At 73.3% G+C, this 20,246-nt stretch carries 15 protein-coding genes; 6 read left to right on the top strand and 9 right to left on the bottom strand.

The window, feature by feature from the left end; genetic code table 11:
* Positions 1–31 precede the first annotated feature (31 nt).
* Together FJR00_RS04450 and FJR00_RS04445 are read left to right on the top strand one after the other, a co-directional pair.
* Positions 32–1,396 (top strand): uracil-xanthine permease family protein, encoded by a 1,365-nt coding sequence (locus FJR00_RS04450; protein ID WP_141337635.1) that lies wholly within the window; start codon positions 32–34, stop codon positions 1,394–1,396.
* Complete coding sequence (locus FJR00_RS04445; RefSeq protein ID WP_141337634.1) at positions 1,393–2,823, top strand: amidase; 1,431 nt, start codon at positions 1,393–1,395, stop codon at positions 2,821–2,823. Before FJR00_RS04450 ends, FJR00_RS04445 begins: the two co-directional genes overlap by 4 nt.
* Positions 2,824–3,091: 268 nt before the next feature.
* Here the strand turns inward: FJR00_RS04445 and bar are convergent, their stop codons facing one another.
* Positions 3,092–4,228 (bottom strand): barbiturase, encoded by a 1,137-nt coding sequence (bar, locus tag FJR00_RS04440; protein WP_141337633.1) that lies wholly within the window; start codon positions 4,226–4,228, stop codon positions 3,092–3,094.
* 253 nt (positions 4,229–4,481) lie between these two features.
* Between bar and FJR00_RS04435 the strand changes: the two genes are divergently transcribed.
* Together FJR00_RS04435 and FJR00_RS04430 are read left to right on the top strand one after the other, a co-directional pair.
* Positions 4,482–5,723, top strand: a complete 1,242-nt coding sequence (locus FJR00_RS04435; protein ID WP_141337632.1) for a CaiB/BaiF CoA transferase family protein — start codon at positions 4,482–4,484, stop codon at positions 5,721–5,723.
* Position 5,724: 1 nt separating this feature from the next.
* On the top strand, positions 5,725–7,206 hold the full coding sequence (locus FJR00_RS04430; protein ID WP_141337631.1) for a carboxyl transferase domain-containing protein: 1,482 nt from the start codon (positions 5,725–5,727) through the stop codon (positions 7,204–7,206).
* Between the two features lie 9 nt (positions 7,207–7,215).
* On the opposite strand, the gene FJR00_RS04425 is transcribed toward FJR00_RS04430, so the two are convergent.
* The 6 genes from FJR00_RS04425 to FJR00_RS04400 all read right to left on the bottom strand — a co-directional run bounded on the left by FJR00_RS04425 (position 7,216) and on the right by FJR00_RS04400 (position 14,554).
* Positions 7,216–8,799 (bottom strand): ATP-dependent DNA ligase, encoded by a 1,584-nt coding sequence (locus tag FJR00_RS04425; RefSeq protein ID WP_141337630.1) that lies wholly within the window; start codon positions 8,797–8,799, stop codon positions 7,216–7,218.
* A gap of 341 nt (positions 8,800–9,140) precedes the next feature.
* Positions 9,141–9,944 (bottom strand): alpha/beta fold hydrolase, encoded by an 804-nt coding sequence (locus FJR00_RS04420; RefSeq protein WP_141337629.1) that lies wholly within the window; start codon positions 9,942–9,944, stop codon positions 9,141–9,143.
* A gap of 193 nt (positions 9,945–10,137) precedes the next feature.
* On the bottom strand, positions 10,138–11,088 hold the full coding sequence (locus FJR00_RS04415; RefSeq protein WP_141337628.1) for a type IV toxin-antitoxin system AbiEi family antitoxin domain-containing protein: 951 nt from the start codon (positions 11,086–11,088) through the stop codon (positions 10,138–10,140).
* Between the two features lie 328 nt (positions 11,089–11,416).
* Positions 11,417–12,457: an ArsA family ATPase gene (locus FJR00_RS04410; protein WP_141337627.1), complete on the bottom strand. Its 1,041-nt coding sequence runs from the start codon at positions 12,455–12,457 to the stop codon at positions 11,417–11,419.
* Positions 12,458–12,520: 63 nt separating this feature from the next.
* Positions 12,521–12,799, bottom strand: coding sequence for a cory-CC-star protein (locus FJR00_RS04405; RefSeq protein WP_141337626.1), 279 nt, complete (start codon positions 12,797–12,799; stop codon positions 12,521–12,523).
* Between the two features lie 24 nt (positions 12,800–12,823).
* Complete coding sequence (locus FJR00_RS04400; protein ID WP_141337625.1) at positions 12,824–14,554, bottom strand: carbon starvation CstA family protein; 1,731 nt, start codon at positions 14,552–14,554, stop codon at positions 12,824–12,826.
* Positions 14,555–14,736: 182 nt separating this feature from the next.
* On the opposite strand from FJR00_RS04400, the gene FJR00_RS04395 reads away from it, so the two are divergent.
* Together FJR00_RS04395 and FJR00_RS04390 are read left to right on the top strand one after the other, a co-directional pair.
* Positions 14,737–16,470 (top strand): ABC transporter ATP-binding protein, encoded by a 1,734-nt coding sequence (locus FJR00_RS04395; protein ID WP_141337624.1) that lies wholly within the window; start codon positions 14,737–14,739, stop codon positions 16,468–16,470.
* 56 nt (positions 16,471–16,526) lie between these two features.
* Positions 16,527–18,452 carry an ABC transporter ATP-binding protein gene (locus FJR00_RS04390; RefSeq protein ID WP_141337740.1) on the top strand — a complete coding sequence of 642 codons (1,926 nt, stop codon included), beginning with the start codon at positions 16,527–16,529 and terminating at the stop codon, positions 18,450–18,452.
* Between the two features lies 1 nt (position 18,453).
* On the opposite strand, the gene FJR00_RS04385 is transcribed toward FJR00_RS04390, so the two are convergent.
* Together FJR00_RS04385 and FJR00_RS04380 are read right to left on the bottom strand one after the other, a co-directional pair.
* On the bottom strand, positions 18,454–19,206 hold the full coding sequence (locus tag FJR00_RS04385) for a class I SAM-dependent methyltransferase (RefSeq protein ID WP_181409488.1): 753 nt from the start codon (positions 19,204–19,206) through the stop codon (positions 18,454–18,456).
* On the bottom strand, positions 19,203–20,126 hold the full coding sequence (locus FJR00_RS04380; RefSeq protein WP_141337622.1) for an SLAC1 anion channel family protein: 924 nt from the start codon (positions 20,124–20,126) through the stop codon (positions 19,203–19,205). The genes FJR00_RS04385 and FJR00_RS04380 overlap by 4 nt, the downstream gene beginning before the upstream one ends.
* Positions 20,127–20,246: the final 120 nt, after the last annotated feature.

Genomic DNA, 20,246 nt, shown 5'->3' with positions numbered 1-20,246 from the left:
CCGTCGACGACGACGTCCCGAGAGGTCCTCCATGTCCACGACCAGCCCCGCCCCCGTCCGCTACGGGCTCGACGACCGGCCGCCGCTGAGACGGGCGATCCCGCTCGGCCTGCAGCACGTCATGGTGATGATGGCCAGCAACGTGACCATCCCGGTCATCCTGGCCACCGCCATCGGCGCCAGCCCCGAGGACACCGCCTTCCTCGTCCAGGTCGCGCTGCTCGTCGCCGGCATCTCCACGCTCGTGCAGACGCTGGGCATCGGCCCGGTCGGCGCGCGCCTGCCGATCGTGCAGGGCACCAGCTTCGGCTTCCTCGTCGTCTCGATCCCGCTGGCCCAGCAGTACGGTCTCGCGGCGGTCTTCGGCGGCGCGCTCTTCGCCGGCCTGGTCCAGGTGCTCTTCGGCGCGGTCTTCAGCCGGATCCGCCGGTTCTTCCCGCCGCTGGTGGCCGGCATCGTCGTGCTCGTCATCGGCATCGGCCTCATCCCCACCGGCATCCAGCTGTTCGCCGGCGGCGCCGGCTCGGAGGACCTGGGCTCGGTGCGCAACTTCGGGGTGGCCACGTTCGTGCTCGTCGCGATCCTCGTGCTCTACCGCTTCGGGCGCGGGTTCGTCGGCGCCGCGGCGGTGCTCATCGGCATCGTCGCGGGGTATGCCGTCGCCTCCGGCCTCGGGATGGTCGACTGGGGCCGGGTCGGCTCCGCGGCGTGGTTCTCGGTGCCGCAGCCGCTGCAGTTCGGGCTGGAGTTCCCCGCCGCCGCGCTCATCGCGATGGGGGCGATGGCCGTGGCCACCTCGATCGAGACCGTCGGCGACATCTCGGCCCTGACCAAGGCCGGCGACCAGCGGCAGCCGACGACGAAGGAGATGCGCGGCGGCCTCATGGGCGACGGTGTCGGCACGGCGATCGCGGCGCTGTTCAGCGCGCTGCCGAACACCTCGTTCTCGCAGAACGTCGGGCTCGTGGCGTTCACCGGCGTGATGAGCCGGTTCGTCGTGACGGTCGGGGCGATCTTCCTCGTGCTGTCCGGCTTCGTGCCCAAGCTGGCGATGGTCATCGCCGTCATCCCGGCCTCGGTCATCGGCGGCGCGGCGGTGGTGATGTTCGGGATGATCATCTCGGCCGGCATCAGCCTGCTGACCACGCGGCCGCTCACCCAGAACGACCTCATCATCATCGCCGTGTCGGTCGTCGTCGGGCAGGGCTTCGCCTGGCGGCCGGAGATCGCGGCCAACCTGCCGGAGAACGTCGCCGCGCTGATGACCTCCGGCATCGTGCCGGCCGCCGCGATCGCGATCGTGCTCTACTCGATGAAGCCCGCCGAGGAGCGGCTGCTCGACGTCGACATGCCGTTGGCCGGGCAGTTCGCCGAGGACCAGGAGGACGACCGATGAGCACCACCCCCCTGCACGAGCTCGGGCTCGTCGAGCTGCAACGGCGGCTGCACGCCCGCGAGGTGAGCGCCCGGGAGGTCGTCGAGGACCACCTGGCCCGGATCGAGGCCGTCAACCCGGTCGTCAACGCGGTCGTCACCCTCGAGGCCGAGCGGGCCCTGGCGGCGGCCGACGAGGCCGACCGCACGGCCGCCGGCGGGGGCGCGCTGGCGCCGCTGCACGGCATACCGATGACGCACAAGGACACCCTGGCCACCCGGGGGATCCGGACGACGATGGGCTCGCCGGTGCTGGCCGACCAGGTGCCCGAGCACACCGACCTCATCGTCCAGCGGCTGTGGGACGCCGGGGTGATCGCCACGGGCAAGAACAACGTGCCCGAGTTCGCCGCCGGGTCGCACACCTTCAACCCGATGTTCGGCGCGACCGGCAACCCCTACGACCCCGAGCGGTCGGTGGGCGGGTCCTCCGGCGGGGCCGCGGCGACGCTGGCGACCCGCATCCAGGCGCTGGCCGACGGGTCCGACATGGGCGGCTCCCTGCGCAACCCGGCCGCCTGGTGCAACGTGGTCGGGCTGCGGCCCAGCCCGGGGGTCGTGCCGATGGTGCCGGCGCCGAACCCGGACGCGACGCTGAGCCGCAACGGGCTGATGGCCCGCTCGGTCGACGACCTCGCGCTGGGGATGTCCGTCGTCGCCGGTCCGCACCCGGCGAGCTCGTTGCACAGCCCCGTGGCGCCGGAGGCGTTCGCGGCGCTGCTGGACGACGAGGGCCCGGCCGACCTGACCGGCGTGCGCGTCGGGGTGAGCGTCGACCTGGGCGTCGGCGTGCCCGTGGCCCCCGAGGTGCGGCGGGCCGTACTGGAGCAGGCCGAGGTGCTCGCCTCGCTGGGCGCCACCGTCGAGGAGTCGGCACCGCGGCTCGTCGACGCCGACGAGGTGTTCGACGTGACCCGGGCCTTCGACATGGCCACCGGGCTGCGGCGCATCGTGCTGGAGCACCTGGACGACGGCATGGTCAAGGACGACGTCATCTGGAACGTCCGGCGCGGTCTGGAGCTGAGCGCGGAGCAGCTGATGTCGGCCGCCGAGGCGCGGGGGCGGCTGGACGCCGCGGTGCGCGAGTGGTTCGACGGGTGGGACCTGCTGCTCACCCCGACGGTGCAGGTCATGCCGTTCCCGACCGAGAAGAGGTGGCCGCGGGAGATCGACGGGGTGGAGCTGGAGACCTACGTGGAGTGGATGCGCTCCTGCTCGGTCGTCTCGGCCACCCGGTGCCCGGCGGTGTCGGTGCCGGGCGGGTTCGTCGACGGGCTGCCGGTGGGGCTGCAGCTGGTCGGGGCGCCGTGGTCGGACGACCGGCTGCTGCGGCTGACGAGGGTCTACGAGCGGGCGACGAGGTTCGCCGAGCAGGCGCCCCGGCTGTGAGCTGAGCCGCCCGGACGCCGCCGGTCACAGGCACTGTCAGCCGGTTCTTGACCGGCGCGGCGACGTTTTCCCTGGTCGCGTCCCCGTCACCTGTCAAGAACCGGCCGAGAGTGGGGCGCGCCCGCGTCCGCCGGCTGTCGGCCCCGCGTCGAGCACCCTCCCGTGAGGTGTCATCCGGCCCACGCCCGGACCGGGACACGGCAGCGCCCCCGCACCGGACAGGTGCGGGGGCGCTGCTGGGCTCGAGCCCGTACTTAGCCGGGGGACCTCAGTCGGCCGGCGGCAGGTAGCCCGTCGGCTCCTCGCCCAGGTCGACGATCGCGGCCACGGGGCCACCACCCTCGGGCCCCTGGTGGGCGGCCGACACGGAGACGAACACGGCCGGATCGCCGGTCACGGCCGCGGTCACGCCGCCGACGGCCGCCTTGATCTGGCGGTGCCAGTGCACGTCGGAGTCGTCGAGCATGGCGTTGCGCCGGCCCAGGACCTTGCCGTCGCCGCTGGCCTCGCACTTGAGGAAGACGTTGACCAGCCGACCACCGATGTCGTCGCGGTGCGGGCGGTCGGGCAGCTCGAGCCCGGCGTCCTTGATCGCGTTCCAGATGCCGTCCTGGTCGAGCGCGTGCTCCATCACCGAGTGCCCGATGCGGTAGCGCCCGCCGACCCCCTTGGCGTTGCCGACGACGACCACCTGGGCCCGGTCCAGCTCGACGCCGGAGGAGCAGGACGCGACGGCGGAGTACTTGCTGCGGTCCTTCATGATGTCCGCGTCGGACAGGTCGGTGACCTCGCCCAGCGCCTTGGCGATGCCCAGGCCGGTCGTGCCGTTGGACACGTCCATCGAGGTCAGCGTGTCGTCGGTGAAGACGTCCTCGCCCCGGCTGTGCGCGTCGCGGATCGTGTCGATCGTCAGCAGCGGGGTCTTGGTCTGCACGTAGTGCACGTCCGCGGTGTCGGTGATCCCGGCCTTCTCCATGGCGACCTTCACCGCGTCGGCGACCTTGTCGACCATGCCCATGTGCCCGATCTCCTCGGGCAGGATCGGCTCGCTCATCGCCATGCCGACGGTCAGCCGCGGCTCGTCGGTGGCCTCGACGGAGGCCGGGTCGACGGTGGCGAAGATCGTCGCGTGGGGGCTGATGACGCCGTCGGTGCCGCCGGACCAGACGATCGGGATCTGCCTGACCTTCTCCTGGTCGACGCCGCGCGCCATGAGGGCCTCGCGGAACGCCCGGTCGGCGATGATGCGGGTGTAGTCGTTCACCCCGCCGTTGCCCTCGGTCTTGCCGATGATGGCCAGCACCCGGTCGGCCTGGAGCACGCCGTCGTCGAGCAGCCGGGTGAACTCGCTGGCGTCGCTGACGGAGTGGATCGGGACCTTGCGTACCTCGATGGGGTCGGGCATGCCGCACACCTTCCTCGTGAATGGTCGGAACGGGTGCCGCCGCGACCGCCGGGGACGCCTCGGGTGGACGACCTCGGGGTATGCAGCACCGCTGCACCCAGGCTAGGCGCGGGACGGCCGGACGCCTGTCGGCAAGAGTTGCCAGAAATCCGGGGGTAACCCGATGACACCTTGTGAGCGCGGTCACGTCGGCCGACCTGCTTGGGTGGGGACCAGACCCGGAACGAGCCGACGAAGGAAGCAGGGAGCGGCGATGACCGACCCGACCCAGGACCACCGCGACGCGCCCGAGGGGGCCGGCGCGACGGCATACCCCCAGGAGCGGCCGGGACCGCTGTCCGGCACGGTCGTCATCGACCTGACCCGCGCGCTGGCGGGGCCGCACGCGGGGATGATGATGGCCGACCTGGGGGCGCGGGTGATCAAGGTGGAGACGCCCGGGACCGGTGACGACACCCGTTCGTGGGGGCCGCCGTTCGTGCCGGGCTCAGACGGGGCGGACGTGGCGACGTACTTCCTGTCGTGCAACCGCAACAAGGAGTCGGTCGCCCTGGACCTGAAGTCCGACGACGGGCGGGCGGTGCTGACCGAGCTGGTGCGCCGGGCCGACGTGCTCATCGAGAACTTCCGTCCCGGCACGCTCGACCGGCTCGGGTTCGCCCCCGACCACCTGGCCGAGCTCAACCCGCGCCTGGTGGTGCTGTCGATCTCCGGGTTCGGCCACGACGGACCCGAGGGCGGGCGCGCCGGCTACGACCAGATCGCCCAGGGCGAGGCCGGGCTGATGTCGCTGACCGGCTCCGGCCCGGACGACCCGCAGCGGGTGGGCGTGCCGATCGGCGACCTGCTCTCGGGCATGTACGGCGCCTACGGGGTGCTGGCCGCCCTGCTGGAGCGGGAGCGGACCGGCCGCGGGCAGGTCGTGCGGACCTCGCTGCTGGCCTCGATCGTGGGGGTGCACGCCTTCCAGGGCACCCGGTGGACCGTGGCGCACGAGGTGCCGGCGGCGCAGGGCAACCACCACCCCTCGATCGCGCCGTACGGGCTGTTCCACTGCGCCGACGGGGCCGTGCAGGTCGCCTGCGGCAACGAGAGCCTGTGGCGGCGGCTGTGCACCGAGTTCGACCTCGATCCCGAGGCCGAGGGGATGCGGACCAACGGCGAACGGGTGGCCAACCGGCAGCGGGTGATCGAGGTGCTGGAGGAGGCCTTCGCGGACCTCCCCGGCGAGGAGCTGCTCGCGCGGCTGGCCGCGGCCGGCGTGCCCTCGGGCCGGGTGCGCACCCTGCAGGAGGTCTACGAGTGGGACCAGACCCGCTCCCAGGGGCTGCTCGTCGACGTCGACCACCCCACCCTCGGGCCGGTCCAGCTGCCCGGGCCGCCGCTGCGCTTCTTCGCCCCCGACGGCACCGAGACCACCCCCACCGAGCACGCCAGCCCGCCGCTGCTCGACGAGCACGGACCCGCCGTCCGCGCCTGGCTGCAGGAGGGCTGAGATGGCCCGGCTCAGCGCCCGCGACGTGCTCACCGCCGTCCTCGACGAGGGCAGCTTCGTCTCCTGGGACACCGAGCCGGAGCAACCGGACCTCGGGCCAGGGTATGCCGCCCAGCTGGCCCGGGCGCGCGAGCGCAGCGGGGTGGACGAGGCCGTGCTCACCGGCGAGGGCCGGCTGGACGGTCGCCGGGTGGCCGTGGCGGCCGGGGAGTTCTCCTTCCTGGCCGGGTCGATCGGGTCGGCCGCCAGCGAGCGCATCACCCGGGCGTTGGAGCGGGCCACGGCCGAGGGCCTGCCGATGCTCGCCTCGCCCTCCTCGGGGGGCACCCGGATGCAGGAGGGCACGCCCGCGTTCGTGCAGATGGTCAAGATCGGCCAGGCCGTCGCGGCGCACCGACGGGCCCGGCTGCCCTACCTGGTCTACCTGCGCGACCCCACGACCGGCGGCGTGCTCGCCTCGTGGGGCTCGCTGGGCCACCTGTCGATCGCCGAGCCGGGGGCGCTCATCGGCTTCCTCGGGCCGCGGGTGCGCGAGATCATCCACGGCGAGCCCTTCCCCGAGGGGGTCCAGGTCGCCGAGAACCTCGCCCGCCGCGGCGTCATCGACGGCGTCGTCCCGCTGGAGGGCCTGCGCCGGGTGGCCATCGACGCCCTGCGGGTGCTGGCCGGGGAGCAGGCGCCCACCGGCGAGCACGGCACCGAGCCCGACCTGGACGAGCTGTCCGCCCGGCCGGCCTGGACGTCGGTGCAGGCCACCCGGCGGGCCGACCGGCCCGGGCTGCGCGAGCTGCTGCACCACGGGGCCGAGGTCTTCATCCCGCTGCGGGGCACCGGCTCGGGCGAGTCGGACCTGACCGTCATCATGGGCCTGGCCCGGTTCCCCGGGTTCTCCTGCGTGCTCGTGGGCCAGGACCGCAAGGCCCAGCGGGAGGCCTACCTGGGCCCCGGGGCGCTCCGGGTGGCCCAGCGCGGCTTCCAGCTCGCCGAGGAGCTCGGCCTGCCGCTGCTCACCGTCATCGACACCCCCGGTGCCGACCTGTCCGTGGAGGCCGAGCACGGTGGGATGGCCGGGGAGATCGCCCGGTGCCTGGCCGCCCTGGCCACCGTCGAGGTCCCCGTCGTCTCCGTCGTCCTGGGCGAGGGCACCGGCGGCGGCGCGCTGGCGCTCATGCCGGCCGACCGGACCGTCTGCGCCGAGCACGGCTGGATCGCCCCGCTGCCGCCCGAGGGCGCCAGCGCCATCGTCCACCGCACCGGCGACCGCGCCCCCGAGATGGCCCAGCTGCACCGCATCCGCTCCGTGGACCTGCGCGCCACCGGCGTCGTCGACGAGATCGTCGCGGAGCACCCGGACGCGGCGCAGGAGCCGGCGGACTTCTGCCGCCGGATCGCCGGGGTGACCGGGGCCCACCTGCGGGAGCTGCTGGCGGTGCCGCAGGAGGAGCGGCTGCGGGCCCGGCACGAGCGCTACCGCTCGGTCTGAGCGGGGAGCTCAGCGCAGGTCGTCGAGCGTGTCCGCCTCGTCCGGACCCTTGTCGTCCCGGTAGCGCAGCACCCGCGCGAACCGCAGCGCGATCCCGCCGGGGTAGCGGCGCGAGGTCTGGACCGCGTCGTAGGCGATCTCGACCACCTGCTCGGGGCGCACGTGCACGACATACCCGTCGCGGTGGGTCTCCAGGGCAAGGAAGCGTTCGGTCTGCCACTCCAGCAGGGCGTCGGTCATGCCCTTGAAGGTCTTGCCGACCATGACCAGCTCGTCGGTGCCCGGGCGACGGGCGGCGAGGTGGATGTTGGAGAGCTTGCCGCTGCGGCGGCCGCTGCCCCACTCGACGCCGACGACGACGAGGTCGGCCGTCCGGCGGGGCTTGACCTTGACCCAGCCGGCGCCGCGACGCCCGGCCGCGTAGGGGGCGTCCGGGTCCTTGACGACGACCCCCTCGTGGCCGGCGGCGAGGACCTGCTCGAAGAAGGCGGTCGCCTCGTCCTCGGCGCTGGTGACGACCCGGGGCACGACGAGGTGGGGCGCGAGCTCGTCGAGGACCGACCAGCGGACGTGGGCCGGCTCGTCGACCAGGTCGCGGCCGTCGAGGTGGAGCACGTCGAAGAGGAAGGTCGTCACGGGTGTCCGTTGCGCGAGCGTCCCGGGGTCGGCGCTGCTGGCCGTCCGCGCGCTGGTGACCTGGAACGGGTGCGGCCGCCCGTCGGGGTCGAGGGCGATGACCTCGCCGTCGAGGACCGCCGTGTCCGCCGGCAGCCCCAGGATCGCGTCGACGACCTCGGGGAGCCGGTCGGTGATCTCGTCGAGGGAGCGGGTGAAGAGGCGCGCCGGCACCTCGGCGGCCCGGTCGAGGTGGACCTGCAGGCGGATGCCGTCGACCTTGGTGTCCACCGCGACAGGGGTGCCGGGGTCGCGCCGGTGGGTGAGCGCGGCGGGGACGTCGGGCTCGGAGCCGGCGAGCATCGGGCGCAGCGGCCGGCCGACCTCGAGGCGGATCTCGGCGAGAGCCTCCTCGCCGTGAAGGAGGGCAGCGGCGGCGACCGGGCCGGTGAAGCCCGCCAGCATGACGGCGCGGCGGACGAGGGTCTCGGGCACGTCGGCGGCCCGGGCCACCGCGGGCAGGAGGACCCCGTCGGAGGCTCCCTGGCGCAGCTCGCCGGTGATCAGCCCGACGAGCCAACGCTGCTCGTCGGCGGTGGCGCGGCCGAACAGCGCGGCGACCGCGGCCGAGCGGGCGGCCGCCGACCCGGGCCCGGCGAGGCCGGCCATCCGGGTGAGCAGCTCGTCGACCTCGAGGACCTTCAGGTCGGGCTCCTCGGCTGGGGCGGGCAGGTCGCGCAGCCCCCGGTAGCCGACGCCGACGGTGCGCTGCGGCAGGGTGCCGGCGAGGTAGTCGGCGGTGATGCGGACCAGGCGTTCGCGGTCGCCGGGCGGGAGGTCCTCGGACGCACGGTCGTCCTCGCGGTCGGTGACCCCCGCCGCCTCGCGCAGCGTCCGTGCGAGCTCGTCCACCTTGGCCAGCCGCGACCGGGTGGCGGCGACGGCGGCGGAGGTCTCGATCACCCGGGACAGCCGCATGGCAGCAGTGTGCCCCAGACCGGACGATCATGACCGAACGTTGACCAACTCCATACCCTGCCTTTGCCTGTTCCGCAGTAGCGTCGTGGCACGGCCTGACGCGGAGGCGGGTGGTGCACCACCCTTCATCCCCGCCCCTTCCCCGCGCATGGTCGGCACGGACGTCGCCGGGGCGTGGCACTCACCCAGGCTGCGGCCCCGTCGAGTCGGGGGACGGACGTCCGTGCGAGAGGGCGCGCCTCTTCGTCACGGGCGGGGCGCGCCCTCCTGGGGTGCCCTCGCTCGGGTCCGACGACGGCGTGACCGGCTCCGCACAAGGGAGCCCGTCCACGGCGCTGCGCTCAGTCCTTGCCGGCCGCCACCGAGTGCGTCTCGAGGAACTCCTCCAGGATCGTGGCCAGGCGCACGGGGGTCTCGTACATGGGGTAGTGGCCCGCGTTGCGCACGACGACCACGGTCGAGCTCGGGTGCAGCCGGGCCCAGGTCTGCCGCACGCCCTCCTCGGTCACGGCGGGGTCGTGCTCACCGACGACGGCGAGCGCCGGGACCCGGTCCACCGGCACGTCGGCCGCGTGGTCGGTGTCGGCCCACGCGGAGAGGTAGGCGGCGAAGGCCTCCTCGTCGCTGTGCCCGCGGCTGTGCCGCACGATGCGGTCGATCCACCAGGCGGAGAGCCGGTTGCCGGTGGTCAGGTCGACGATGGTCTCGCGGGCGGTGTCGTCGGCGGCGGCGCTCTCGAAGAGCTGGCGTCCATCCTCGTCGAACGGCGTCCCGGACGCAGGGACCGGGTTGATGCCGACGATCGCCTCCACCCGGTCGGGGGCCAGGGCCAGCACCCGCTGGATCGCGCTGCCGCCCATGGAGTGGCCGACGAGGGAGAACGTCTGCACGCCGAGGTCGTCGGCGAGCTCGAGGACGTCGGCCGCGATCTGGTCGATCGTGTAGGGGCCGCCGGACCCACGCCGTTCCCCGTAGCCGCGGTAGTCCATGAACTCGTAGCGGAAACGCTCGGTGTCCAGGGCGTCGAGGAAGCCCGGGCCCCAGCCCGTCGACGAGCCGAACCAGCCCGGCAGGCAGATGACGGTGCGCGGGCCGCGGCCCACTTCGTGTGCGGTGTCGACCGAGGTGTCTTCGTTGACGATCATGATCCGAAACTACGCTCCGTCGTCTCCGGGGGGACATCGGGGTGGGGTATGCCGTGCAGGCACCCGGGCACCCAGGCACCCAGGCACCCGGGCACCCGGGCACCACCCCCGTCATCTCGTGCGGTCAGGTGCTGGGCGGTGGCCCCCGTCGGCTCGCACGACGATCTCTGGCCCCTCACCGGGCCACAATCGGTCACGCCACCGGCGGCGACAGCGCCGCGTGCGCCGGGCAGTCCGGCCCGCAGGGTGTCAGCGTCCCCGTCCACCCCCGGGCGGCCAACGTCCGGGCCACGTCGACCGCCAGGTCGCATGGCGTCTGGTCCAGCTCCAGGTAGGTCATCCGCAGGGTCACCTCGCCCCGCGCCGCGGCCCGGCGGTCGCGCCGACGGTCGCCGTGGAACTGCTCCCCCGCGTGCCAGACCAGACCGTCGACCTCGAGGTTGACGCCGTACTGGCGGTTCTTGAGGTCCGTGCGCGTGCTGTCCTCCTCCCGCGCCTGTCGCTCGAAGGCCGGCAGCCCGTGGGGCTCCTGGACGCGGGTGACGTACCAGACCTCCGGGAGGCTCTCGGCCCCCTCGCCGATCTCGCCGAACGCCAGCCGCAGCTCTCGCCCCCATCGGTGCGCCCGACGCGCCGACAGCTCCTCGAGCAGGGCCGCCTGGGTCGCGGACCGGCGCTGGCAGGCCCGCGCGGCCAGGGCCACCGCGTCGTCGAGCGTGCCGTTCCGCCGGTCGGCCAGGTCGATGACCGTCTGGGCCAGCCGCGTCACGGGGAACCCGTCGACCGTTCTCGTCAGCAGTCGCCGCCGCCGGGTCACCTCCACCCCCTCGACGGGCGTGGGGTGCCGGCCCTCGGGCACGCCGACCGTGATGGTGGCCGGCTCGTGCGTGGTCAACCGCCAGACGTGGGCCGCTGCGTCCATCGCCAGGCAGGCTCCGTCGCCGCACCGCAGCAGGGCGGCCCATGCGCGCACCTGCCAGGTGATGGTGCCGGTGCTGGTCAGGTAGACACCCCGGTGCACCGGCTGCCAGTCCCCGCGGTGCAGCCGCCACCGGACCTGCTTAACGGTCATCCCCGCGGCCAGCGCCTGGGCCCGCGTGACGACCCCGTGCTGACGGCTGGCGACGGCTGGTCGGGGCAGCATGGCCCGATCCTGCCCAGAGTGCGGGTCTGGTGATCCCGGTCATCCACAGGGCGGGGCTCACCGGGGGGGTCGCTCGGCGGGCACCGAGCGGGGACCGGGCGGGGCTCACCGGGCGGGCTCAGCTCGGTCGACGACTCGTGGCCCCTCCCAGGGCCACAACCCGCCGCAGGAGCCCACCGGCCGGAGGACATCCCGCTCGCGCGACCACCTCTGGCCCCTCCCAGGGCCACAACCCGCCGTCCGACAGCACGGCCACACCGGCCGCCCCGACCACACCGGCCGCCCCGACCGCACGGGCCGACCCGTCAGGCCGGGGGCGCCGGACGCGTCAGGCCGGGGCGCCGCGCAGCCAGCGGGCCAGCTCCGTCAGGCCCTCCTCGCCCAGCACCTCGCCCGGCAGCAGCGGCACCTCGACCACCGGCAGGTCGGGCAGCTCGTCGGCCAGCTGGGCCAGGTAGCCCTCCTCCACGGCCCGCCGGGCGGCCAGCAGGTCGCCCGCGTCGGCGGGCGACCTCTTGTTGACCACGAGCGCGGCCACGTCCATGTGCGAACGGGTCAGCTGCTGGTGCAGCTCGACCGTCTCCAGCACCGGCAGCCGCTCGGCGGCGAGGACGATGACGAACGCGCTCCGGTCCGGGTCCTGCAGCAGCTCGCGCAGGGTCCGGAACCGCTCCTGCCGCCGGTCGAGCACCCGCCGGATCTCGGCGTCCCTCCTGGCCCGCCGGTCACCACCGCGGTCGCCCGGCTGCTCGCCGTAGCGCGGCACGAACCCCACCACGTCCGCGGCGGCCTGCTCGCCACGGTCGCCCTCCAGCCCCCGCAGCGCGGCGCCGAACCGGGCCGACCTCTCCTGGCGGCTCAGCAGCCCTTCGGTCCAGGCCTGCATGAGCTCCGGCAGGGCGATGAGCCGGGTCGTGTGCCCGCTGGGCGCGGTGTCGACGACGACCAGCTCGTCGCGGTCGCGCTGCTCCAGCACCTCCGCCAGCCGCTCGAGCACGGCCGCCTCGTGGGTCCCCGGCGCGTCGCGGGCCAGGTCGAGATGCTTGTCGACCTCCCCCTGCAGGTGCTCGGGCATGAGGCGGCGCATCGTCTGCCGCACGGCCGCCAGGTGCGCGTCGGTCGTCCTGCCCGGGTCGATCTCCAGGCCGCGCAGCAGCGGAGCCAGCTCGACCGGGTCGTCCCCGACCCGGCGTCCCCACAGGTGCCCCAGGTTGTGCGCGGGGTCGGTGGACACCACCAGGGTGGGCCGGCCCGACCGGGCGCTGTCCAGCGCGAGCGCCGACGCGACGGCCGTCTTGCCCACCCCTCCCTTGCCCCCGACGAAGAGGACGTCGCGGTGCGCGGTCAGGTCGGTCAGGGGCGAGGTCATGGGTCCTTCAGGGACGAGGGTCGTGGTCGGTCGGGGTCCTCGGCGGCGGGTCGGCCGGCGGGCTCAGCAGCAGGAGAAGTGGTCGAGCGGGGACCGGTCCATGCCCATCCGGCGGTGCCAGTCGTGGAACTGCTCGTAGACCACCGGCAGCAGCTCGACCGTGTAGTAGCTCGCCGGGTTGGGCACCCCGAGCGCCTCGGCCATGACGATGACCATGAACAGGTCGTCCTCGTCCTGGCGGGCCCGCGCGAAGGTCCGGCGGTACGGCCCGCTGTAGAAGTCGCGCAGCCCCGCGGCCACCTGCGCGAGGCGGCTGCGGGGCTGCGGCGACGTGGACGGCATACCCCCAGGGTATGCCGCGCGCGCTCAGTCGTGCGGCGGGTGGTCCCCGACGTGCTCGACCGGCTCGCGGCGGTTCAGCGCCGCCAGCTCGGCGTCGTCGTCGCCCTCGTAGTGACGGGCCTTCGTCATGGCCGTGACGGCCTCCACGATGACCCAGACGGCGGCCACGATGATGACGAGGTCCAGGATCAGCAGCAGCCAGTTCTGGGTGTCCCAGAAGGTGCCGAGCTGGATGACCGCGGCGTAGAGCGTGACCACCGCGACGAACCCCAGCGGGATCAGCGCCGGCAGCGCCGAGCGACCGCGACGCAGCAGCATGATCGCGATGATGGACAGGGTGAGCGCGGCCATCAGCTGGTTGGTCGTGCCGAACAGCGGCCAGATGAGCATGCCGCCCGAGCCGTCCGCACCCGCGCCGAAGGTCAGCGCGAGGGCCACGCCCACGGCGATGACCGTGGCGACGCCCTTGCCGAGCCGGGTGCCCATGATCTCGCCGATCTCCTGGACGACGAAGCGCTGGAGGCGCACGCCGGTGTCCATGGTCGTCGCGGCGAAGAGGATGGCGGTGGTCGCCAGGATGGTGGCGGACAGGGACTGGGGCAGCCCCAGGCCGCTCTCGACGATGGCGCCACCGCCGGAGACGAAGGCACCGACGCTGCCGGCGCCGAAGGCGTTGTAGACCTCTTCCCAGGCGGCCAGGGTGGCAAAGCCGGCGGTCGCGGCGATGATCGAGCCGAGCGCCAGCAGGCCCTCGCCGACCGCGCCGAAGTAGCCGACGAACCGGGCGTCGGTCTCCTTGTCCAACTGCTTGGAGCTGGTCCCCGAGGAGACCATGCCGTGGAAGCCGGAGATGGCGCCGCAGGCGATGGTGACGAACAGCAGCGGCACGATGCTCGGCGTGCCCTCGGGCACGTTGCCGTTGACGGCCGGGGCGACGACCTCGGGACGGGCGATGAGGACCGACCCGTAGAGGATGCCCAGGGCGATGAACAGCTGCAGCCCGTTGATGTAGTCACGCGGCTGGAGCAGCACCCACACCGGCAGCATCGAGGCGACACCGGCGTAGAGGAACAGCAGGATGATCCAGACCGAGTTGGACGGCAGGCCGAAGACCGTCTCCGGCAGGGCCAGCGGCACCTGGTCGCCGATCCAGATGAGGGTGTAGAGCGCGACGACACCGACGACCGAGACGACCGGCAGGCTCCACTTGAGCCGGTAGATGGCCTGGCCGACGAGGACCGCCACGATGAGCGCACCCCAGGTGGGGATGACGGCCGTCGGGGTGGCGACGAGCAGGTTGGCGATGACGACCGAGAAGGCCGCGTTGACCATGAGCAGCAGCAGGAAGATGACGACGAGGAAGAGGTTGCGAGCGCGGGCGCCGATGTAGCGCCCGGACAGCGCGCCGATCGACTGGCCCTTGTTGCGGATCGAGGCCCACAGGGCACCCAGGTCGTGCATGCCGGCGAAGAAGACGGTGCCGATGGTGACCCAGAGGAAGGCGGGCAGCCAGCCCCAGATGACGGCGATGGCCGGGCCGACGATGGGCGCGGCACCGGCGACGGAGGTGAAGTGGTGCCCCCACAGGACGTACTTGTTGGTGGGGACGTAGTCGACGCCGTCCTCCAACGTGTGGGCGGGCGTCGGGATCGAGTCGTCGAGGGCGTAGATCCTGGTCGCGAGGAACTTCGAGTAGAGGAAGTAGCCCGCCAGGATCATCGCCACACCGATGAGGGCGAGAACCAGGGAGTTCATGAGCGGCACCTTTGGGAGGCGGTACGGGACATCTCGCACGGTAGCCCTGCACTACCACCGTTCCGTCGTGCGGGTTCCCGGTCCGGCGGGAACGTTATCCACTTGTGACCCATGTGACAGATGGGGCAGCAGGGACGTCTAGCCCGACCCCACTGTCAGCGGCAGGGTGCACAATCGACCCCGTGCTGATCCGAGTCCTGCGCCGCCGGCTGCGGCCCTACCTCGGACTGGTCGTGGGGGTCCTGGTGCTGCAGCTGGTCGCCACCCTGGCCAGTCTGTGGCTGCCCGCGCTGAACGCCGACATCATCGACAACGGGGTGGCCCGGGGCGACACGGCATACATCTGGCGGGTCGGTGCGGTCATGCTCGCGGTCAGCGCCGTGCAGGTGGTCTCCCAGATCGGCGCGGTGTGGTGCGCCGCGCGGACCGCGATGGGGGTGGGGCGCGACCTGCGGGCGGGGGTCTTCGACACCGTGCTGTCGTTCTCCTCCCGGGAGCTGGGGCAGTTCGGCGCCCCGACGCTGATCACCCGCAGCACCAACGACGTGCAGCAGGTCCAGATGCTGACCTTCATGACGCTGGTCATGCTCGTGGCCGCCCCGATCACCGGGGTGGGCGGGGTGGTCATGGCCGTCCGGCAGGACGTCGGCCTGTCCTGGCTCATCGCCGTGGCCGTCCTGGTCCTGCTCGCGGGGATGGGCCTGGTCATCCGGCGGATGGTGCCGCTGTTCCGGGCCCAGCAGAAGCAGCTGGACGCCGTCAACCGGGTGATGCGCGAGCAGATCGGCGGCATCCGGGTGGTCCGGGCGTTCACCCGCGAGGAGGACGAGAAGGCACGCTTCCGGACGACCAACACCGAGCTGACCCGGATCGGGCTGCGGGTCGGGGACCTCATGGCGCTGATGTTCCCGTTCGTCATGCTCGTCATGAACCTCTCCAGCGTCGGCGTCGTGTGGTTCGGCGCCCAGCGGGTGGAGTCGGGGGCGATGCAGGTGGGCTCGCTGATCGCCTACATCAGCTATCTCATCCAGATCCTCATGTCGATCATGATGGCCACGATGGTCGCCACGATGATCCCGCGCGCCTCCGTGGCGGCCGAGCGGATCGGTGAGGTGCTGGACACCGCGACGAGCGTGGTCCGGCCCGACGACCCCGCGACGCCTCCGACCAGGCACGGGACGGTCGTCCTCGACGGCGTGTCCTTCACCTACCCCGGGGCCGAGGAGCCGGTGCTGCGGGACGTCACCTTCACCGCGCGCCCCGGCACGACCACCGCGATCGTCGGGGGCACGGGAGCGGGCAAGACGACGCTGCTGCGCCTCATCCCCCGCCTGGCCGACGTGACCGGCGGGGCCGTGCGGGTGGACGGCGTCGACGTGCGCGACCTGGCCCCCCACGACCTGTGGGCGCGGGTCGGCCTCGTGCCGCAGCGTCCCTACCTGTTCTCCGGCACGGTCGCCAGCAACCTGCGGTTCGGCGACCCGGACGCCACCGACGAGCAGGTCTGGGAGGCCCTGCGGGTGGCCCAGGCCGCCGACTTCGTGTCCACCTGGTCGGACGGTCTGGACCACCCGGTGGCCCAGGGCGGGACGAACGTCTCCGGCGGCCAGCGGCAGCGGCTGTGCATCGCCCGGGCGCTGGTCGCGCGGCCGGACATCTACCTCTTCGACGACAGCTTCTCGGCGCTCGACCTGTCCACCGACGCCCGTCTGCGGGCCGCCCTGCGTCCCATGACGCGGCAGGCCACCGTGGTCGTCGTCGCACAGCGCATCTCCACCGTCGTCGACGCCGACCAGATCGTCGTCCTGGACGCCGGCCGGGTCGTGGGCACCGGGACGCACGACGAGCTGCTCGCGACCTGCCCGACCTACGTGGAGATCGCCCGGTCCCAGGAACTGGCGGGGGCGGTGTCGTGAGCGAGGACCGGCGTCCCGAGGCCCGGCGGGGACCCCGCCCCGGAGGCCCGCACGGGATGGGCGCCCCCGTGGAGAAGCCGTCCGACTTCCGGGCCTCGGCGGCCCGGCTGGCCCGCCGCCTGGCCCCCTACCGGCTGCTCATCGGCCTGTCGGTCGTGCTCACCGTCGTCGGCGTCGTGCTCGGCACGCTGGGGCCACGGGTCCTGGGCCGGGCGACCGACCTGGTCTTCGGCGGCTGGCTCGGCTCCCGGCTGCCGCCCGGGGCCTCGGTCGAGGACGTCGCGGCCGGGCTGCGCGCCGACGGGCAGGAGACCTACGCCGACCTCGTGGAGGGCACGCCCCACCTCGTCCCCGGCCAGGGCATCGACTTCGACGCGCTCGCCCTCGTCATCGCCCAGGTGGTGGGCCTCTACCTGGCGGCCGCGCTGCTGACGTGGATCGCGGTCCGCCTGGTCAACCGGATCTCCATGTGGACCGTCCGCGACCTGCGGTCGGAGTCCGAGGACCAGCTGCACCGGCTGCCGCTGTCCTACTTCGACAGGCAGCCCCGCGGGGAGATCCTCTCCCGGGTCACCAACGACCTCGACAACCTGCAGCAGACGCTGCAGCAGACCTTCGGGCAGCTGCTGAGCGCCGCCGTCACGGTGGTCGCGATCCTGGGCATGATGCTGTGGATCTCCCCCGTGCTCACCCTCATCGCCCTGGGCACGATCCCGGTGTCCGTGGTCGTGACCATCCTCGTGGCGAAGCGCTCGCAGAAGCTGTTCAAGGCCCAGTGGAAGCACACCGGGACGCTCAACGGTCAGATCGAGGAGGCCTTCACCGGGCACGAGCTGGTCACCGTCTTCGGCCGGCGCGAGCAGGTCACCGCCCGTATGAGGGCCACCAACGAGGAGCTCTACGACGTCACCTGGCGGGCCCAGTTCATCAGCGGCATCATCATGCCGGCGATGTTCTTCGTGGGGAACCTCGGCTACGTGCTCGTCGCGGTCGTCGGCGGGCTGCGGGTGGCGACCGGCACCCTGTCGCTGGGCAGCGTGCAGGCGTTCATCCAGTACTCCCGCCAGTTCACCCAGCCGGTCACCCAGGTCGCCTCGATGGCCAACCTGCTGCAGTCCGGCGTCGCCTCGGCCGAGCGGGTCTTCGAACTGCTCGACGCCCCCACCGAGACGCCGGACCCGGTCGACGCCGCCCCGGTCAGCCCGCCGCGGGGCCGGATCGTCTTCGAGGACGTCGACTTCTCCTACGGCCAGGAGCCGCTCATCGAGCACCTCTCGCTCGTCGCCGAACCGGGGCAGACGGTGGCGATCGTGGGGCCGACGGGGGCCGGGAAGACGACGCTGGTCAACCTGGTCCTGCGGTTCTACGAGCTCGCCGGGGGCCGGATCACCCTCGACGGGCGGGACATCACCACGATGACCCGGCACGACCTGCGCGCCCGGATCGGGATGGTGCTTCAGGACGCCTGGGTCTTCGAGGGATCGATCCGCGACAACATCGCCTACGGACGGCCCGGGGCGACCGACGCGGAGGTGCAGGCCGCGGCGGAGGCGGCCTACGTCGACCGGTTCGTCCAGCACCTGCCCGACGGCTACGACACCGTCCTCGACGACGAGGGCTCCTCGATCAGCGTCGGCGAGAAGCAGCTGATCACCATCGCCCGGGCGTTCGTCTCCCAGCCCTCCCTGCTCATCCTGGACGAAGCCACCAGCTCGGTCGACACCCGCACCGAGCTGCTCGTCCAGGAGGCGATGGCCCGGCTGCGGACCGACCGCACCAGCTTCGTCATCGCCCACCGGCTCTCGACGATCCGTGACGCCGGCCTGATCCTCGTCATGGAGCACGGCCGCATCGTCGAGCAAGGCACCCACGAGGAGCTGCTGGCGGCCGAGGGGGCCTACGCCCGGCTGCACGCCGCGCAGTTCAGCGGGGCGGCGGTGGACGTGGACCAGGTCGACGAGGTGCGGGTCCCGGCCTCGTAGGTCAGCAGGCCCGGCGGGCGACCACCCCGTAGAACTGGCCCATCCGCCGGAACGGCTCCCGGCGTGAGAGGGCGATCTCGAGCCGCTCCCAGGACGCGTAGAACTCCGGGTCCTCCTTGGGCCCGTTGTCGAGCATGAGGTCGCCGACGGTCCGGCCGCCGAAGACGTCGACGACCTCCATCCCGGCGTCGGCCATCCAGCGCTCCAGCCGGGGCAGGGCGATCTTGGCGACCTCGGTCCCGAACGTCAGCGTCGGGGCCCTCGTGGCCGCCAGCTCGGCCAGCGCCGCGTCCGGCCCCTGCCGCAGGAAGGTGGTCAGCACCCGGTGGTCCGGGTTCGGCAGCACCACCGACAGCAGGCCGTCCGGCCGGAGCACGCGCACGAGCCGGCGCAGGTCCGCGGCCGGGTCGGGGCGGTACTGCAGCACGTAGTGGCACAGGACGGCGTCGACGGCCGGCCGGCCGCCCAGGTCGTCCAGCCCGCCGACCTCGGTCCGCAGGCCCCGCTCCCGGGCCAGCGCCAGCATCCCCTCGGCCGGGTCGAGCACGGTGACCCGGTGCCCCAGCCGCTGCAGGGGGGCGGCGTCCAGCCCGTCCGCGCCGCCGACGTCGAGCACGTCGAGCCGCGGCGCACCGGTCCCCACGTCCCCCAGGTGGGCGGCGAGCACGTCGCGGACGACGGCATACCTGACCCGGTTCCAGGGCTCGGCGGTGTAGGACCGCCAGTCCTGGAGGTGCTCATCGAAGGAGCTCACGGAGCCATCGTGGCAGGAGCCGGTCGCGGTGCCTCCTCGGGGACGCAGATCTGACCTCGGACGGCCGCCCGCAGGGTCAGCGCGAGCACGTAGAGCGCGAGGGCGGTGACGAGGGCGAGCAGGGCGCCGGCGACCAGGTCGTAGCCCCACCCGGGACGGGCCCCCGCCATGGCCGTCGTGGCGACCGCGGCGGCGGCGAGCGGGAAGGTGTAGGCCCAGTAGGGCAGCGCGAAGGGGATGCGGTGCAGCCGGCCGGCCTGCGCGACCAGGACCGCGACGAACGCCAGGACGGCGGCGTGGAGGACGCGGCCGAAGGGGTCGTCGACGCGGCCGGTGAGCACCTCCCAGGACAGCAGGGCCACGGCCGGCGGGGCGACGAAGATGGCCAGCGTGGGCAGCAGCCTGGCGGGCAGCGGCTCGGCGTGGATGAGCACGCGCTCCAGGACGAGGGGCAGCAGGGCCACCCAGAAGAGCACGCCGACCCCGAACGCCACCCAGGCCAGCTCGACCGAGCCGACGGACCCGGCCGCGAGCGGGGTGACGATGTTGCCGACGACGGGGATGAACCAGGCGGGCGTGATCTGGGAGGCGCCGATGTCCCCGCGCCCGGCCCACGCGGTGAGCACGAGCACGGTGGCCAGCAGGTGCCCGACGGCGCCGACCCACCACAGGACGGTGGCGAGGGTCGGGGCGATCTCGGCGTAGGCGGTGGCCAGGATGAGGACGGCGATGGTGATCGTGGGGGCGAAGGCCATCTTCACCGGGTGCCGCAGCTCGGCCCGGGCGGCCTGCGGGTGCCGCACCCACTTGGCGACGTAGGCCACGGCCACGACGACGAACGCGACGCTGGCCAGCGCGAGGAAGGTGAGGAAGGGCCATTCGGGCAGCTCCCACACGCGGGCCGCACGGCGCCAGGCCAGCGCGGTCCCCCCTCCTCCGCGATCCTCACCCGCCTCGGGGCCCCTGAGCCGTCAGAGACCCTGGAACCGGCAGGCTGACCGATCGTGGTCGTCAGGACGACCACGATCCTCCACGCTGCC

The organism is Ornithinimicrobium kibberense, from assembly GCF_006519705.1.
In the GTDB taxonomy this organism is placed as follows: domain Bacteria; phylum Actinomycetota; class Actinomycetes; order Actinomycetales; family Dermatophilaceae; genus Ornithinicoccus; species Ornithinicoccus kibberensis.
The sequence above is the reverse complement of the archived record's forward strand: the minus strand, read 5'-3'. Positions and strand labels throughout refer to the sequence as shown.

What these genes read in the sequence shown, in the direction of transcription:
- FJR00_RS04410 (WP_141337627.1), bottom strand. Translation starts at nt 12,457, where the DNA reads ATGACCTCGCCCCTGACCGACCTGACCGCGCACCGCGACGTCCTCTTC.
- FJR00_RS04450 (WP_141337635.1), top strand. Translation starts at nt 32, where the DNA reads ATGTCCACGACCAGCCCCGCCCCCGTCCGCTACGGGCTCGACGACCGG.
- FJR00_RS04390 (WP_141337740.1), top strand. Translation starts at nt 16,527, where the DNA reads ATGGGCGCCCCCGTGGAGAAGCCGTCCGACTTCCGGGCCTCGGCGGCC.
- FJR00_RS04420 (WP_141337629.1), bottom strand. Translation starts at nt 9,944, where the DNA reads ATGATCGTCAACGAAGACACCTCGGTCGACACCGCACACGAAGTGGGC.
- FJR00_RS04400 (WP_141337625.1), bottom strand. Translation starts at nt 14,554, where the DNA reads ATGAACTCCCTGGTTCTCGCCCTCATCGGTGTGGCGATGATCCTGGCG.
- FJR00_RS04415 (WP_141337628.1), bottom strand. Translation starts at nt 11,088, where the DNA reads ATGCTGCCCCGACCAGCCGTCGCCAGCCGTCAGCACGGGGTCGTCACG.
- FJR00_RS04445 (WP_141337634.1), top strand. Translation starts at nt 1,393, where the DNA reads ATGAGCACCACCCCCCTGCACGAGCTCGGGCTCGTCGAGCTGCAACGG.
- FJR00_RS04435 (WP_141337632.1), top strand. Translation starts at nt 4,482, where the DNA reads ATGACCGACCCGACCCAGGACCACCGCGACGCGCCCGAGGGGGCCGGC.
- bar (WP_141337633.1), bottom strand. Translation starts at nt 4,228, where the DNA reads ATGCCCGACCCCATCGAGGTACGCAAGGTCCCGATCCACTCCGTCAGC.
- FJR00_RS04405 (WP_141337626.1), bottom strand. Translation starts at nt 12,799, where the DNA reads ATGCCGTCCACGTCGCCGCAGCCCCGCAGCCGCCTCGCGCAGGTGGCC.
- FJR00_RS04430 (WP_141337631.1), top strand. Translation starts at nt 5,725, where the DNA reads ATGGCCCGGCTCAGCGCCCGCGACGTGCTCACCGCCGTCCTCGACGAG.
- FJR00_RS04425 (WP_141337630.1), bottom strand. Translation starts at nt 8,799, where the DNA reads ATGCGGCTGTCCCGGGTGATCGAGACCTCCGCCGCCGTCGCCGCCACC.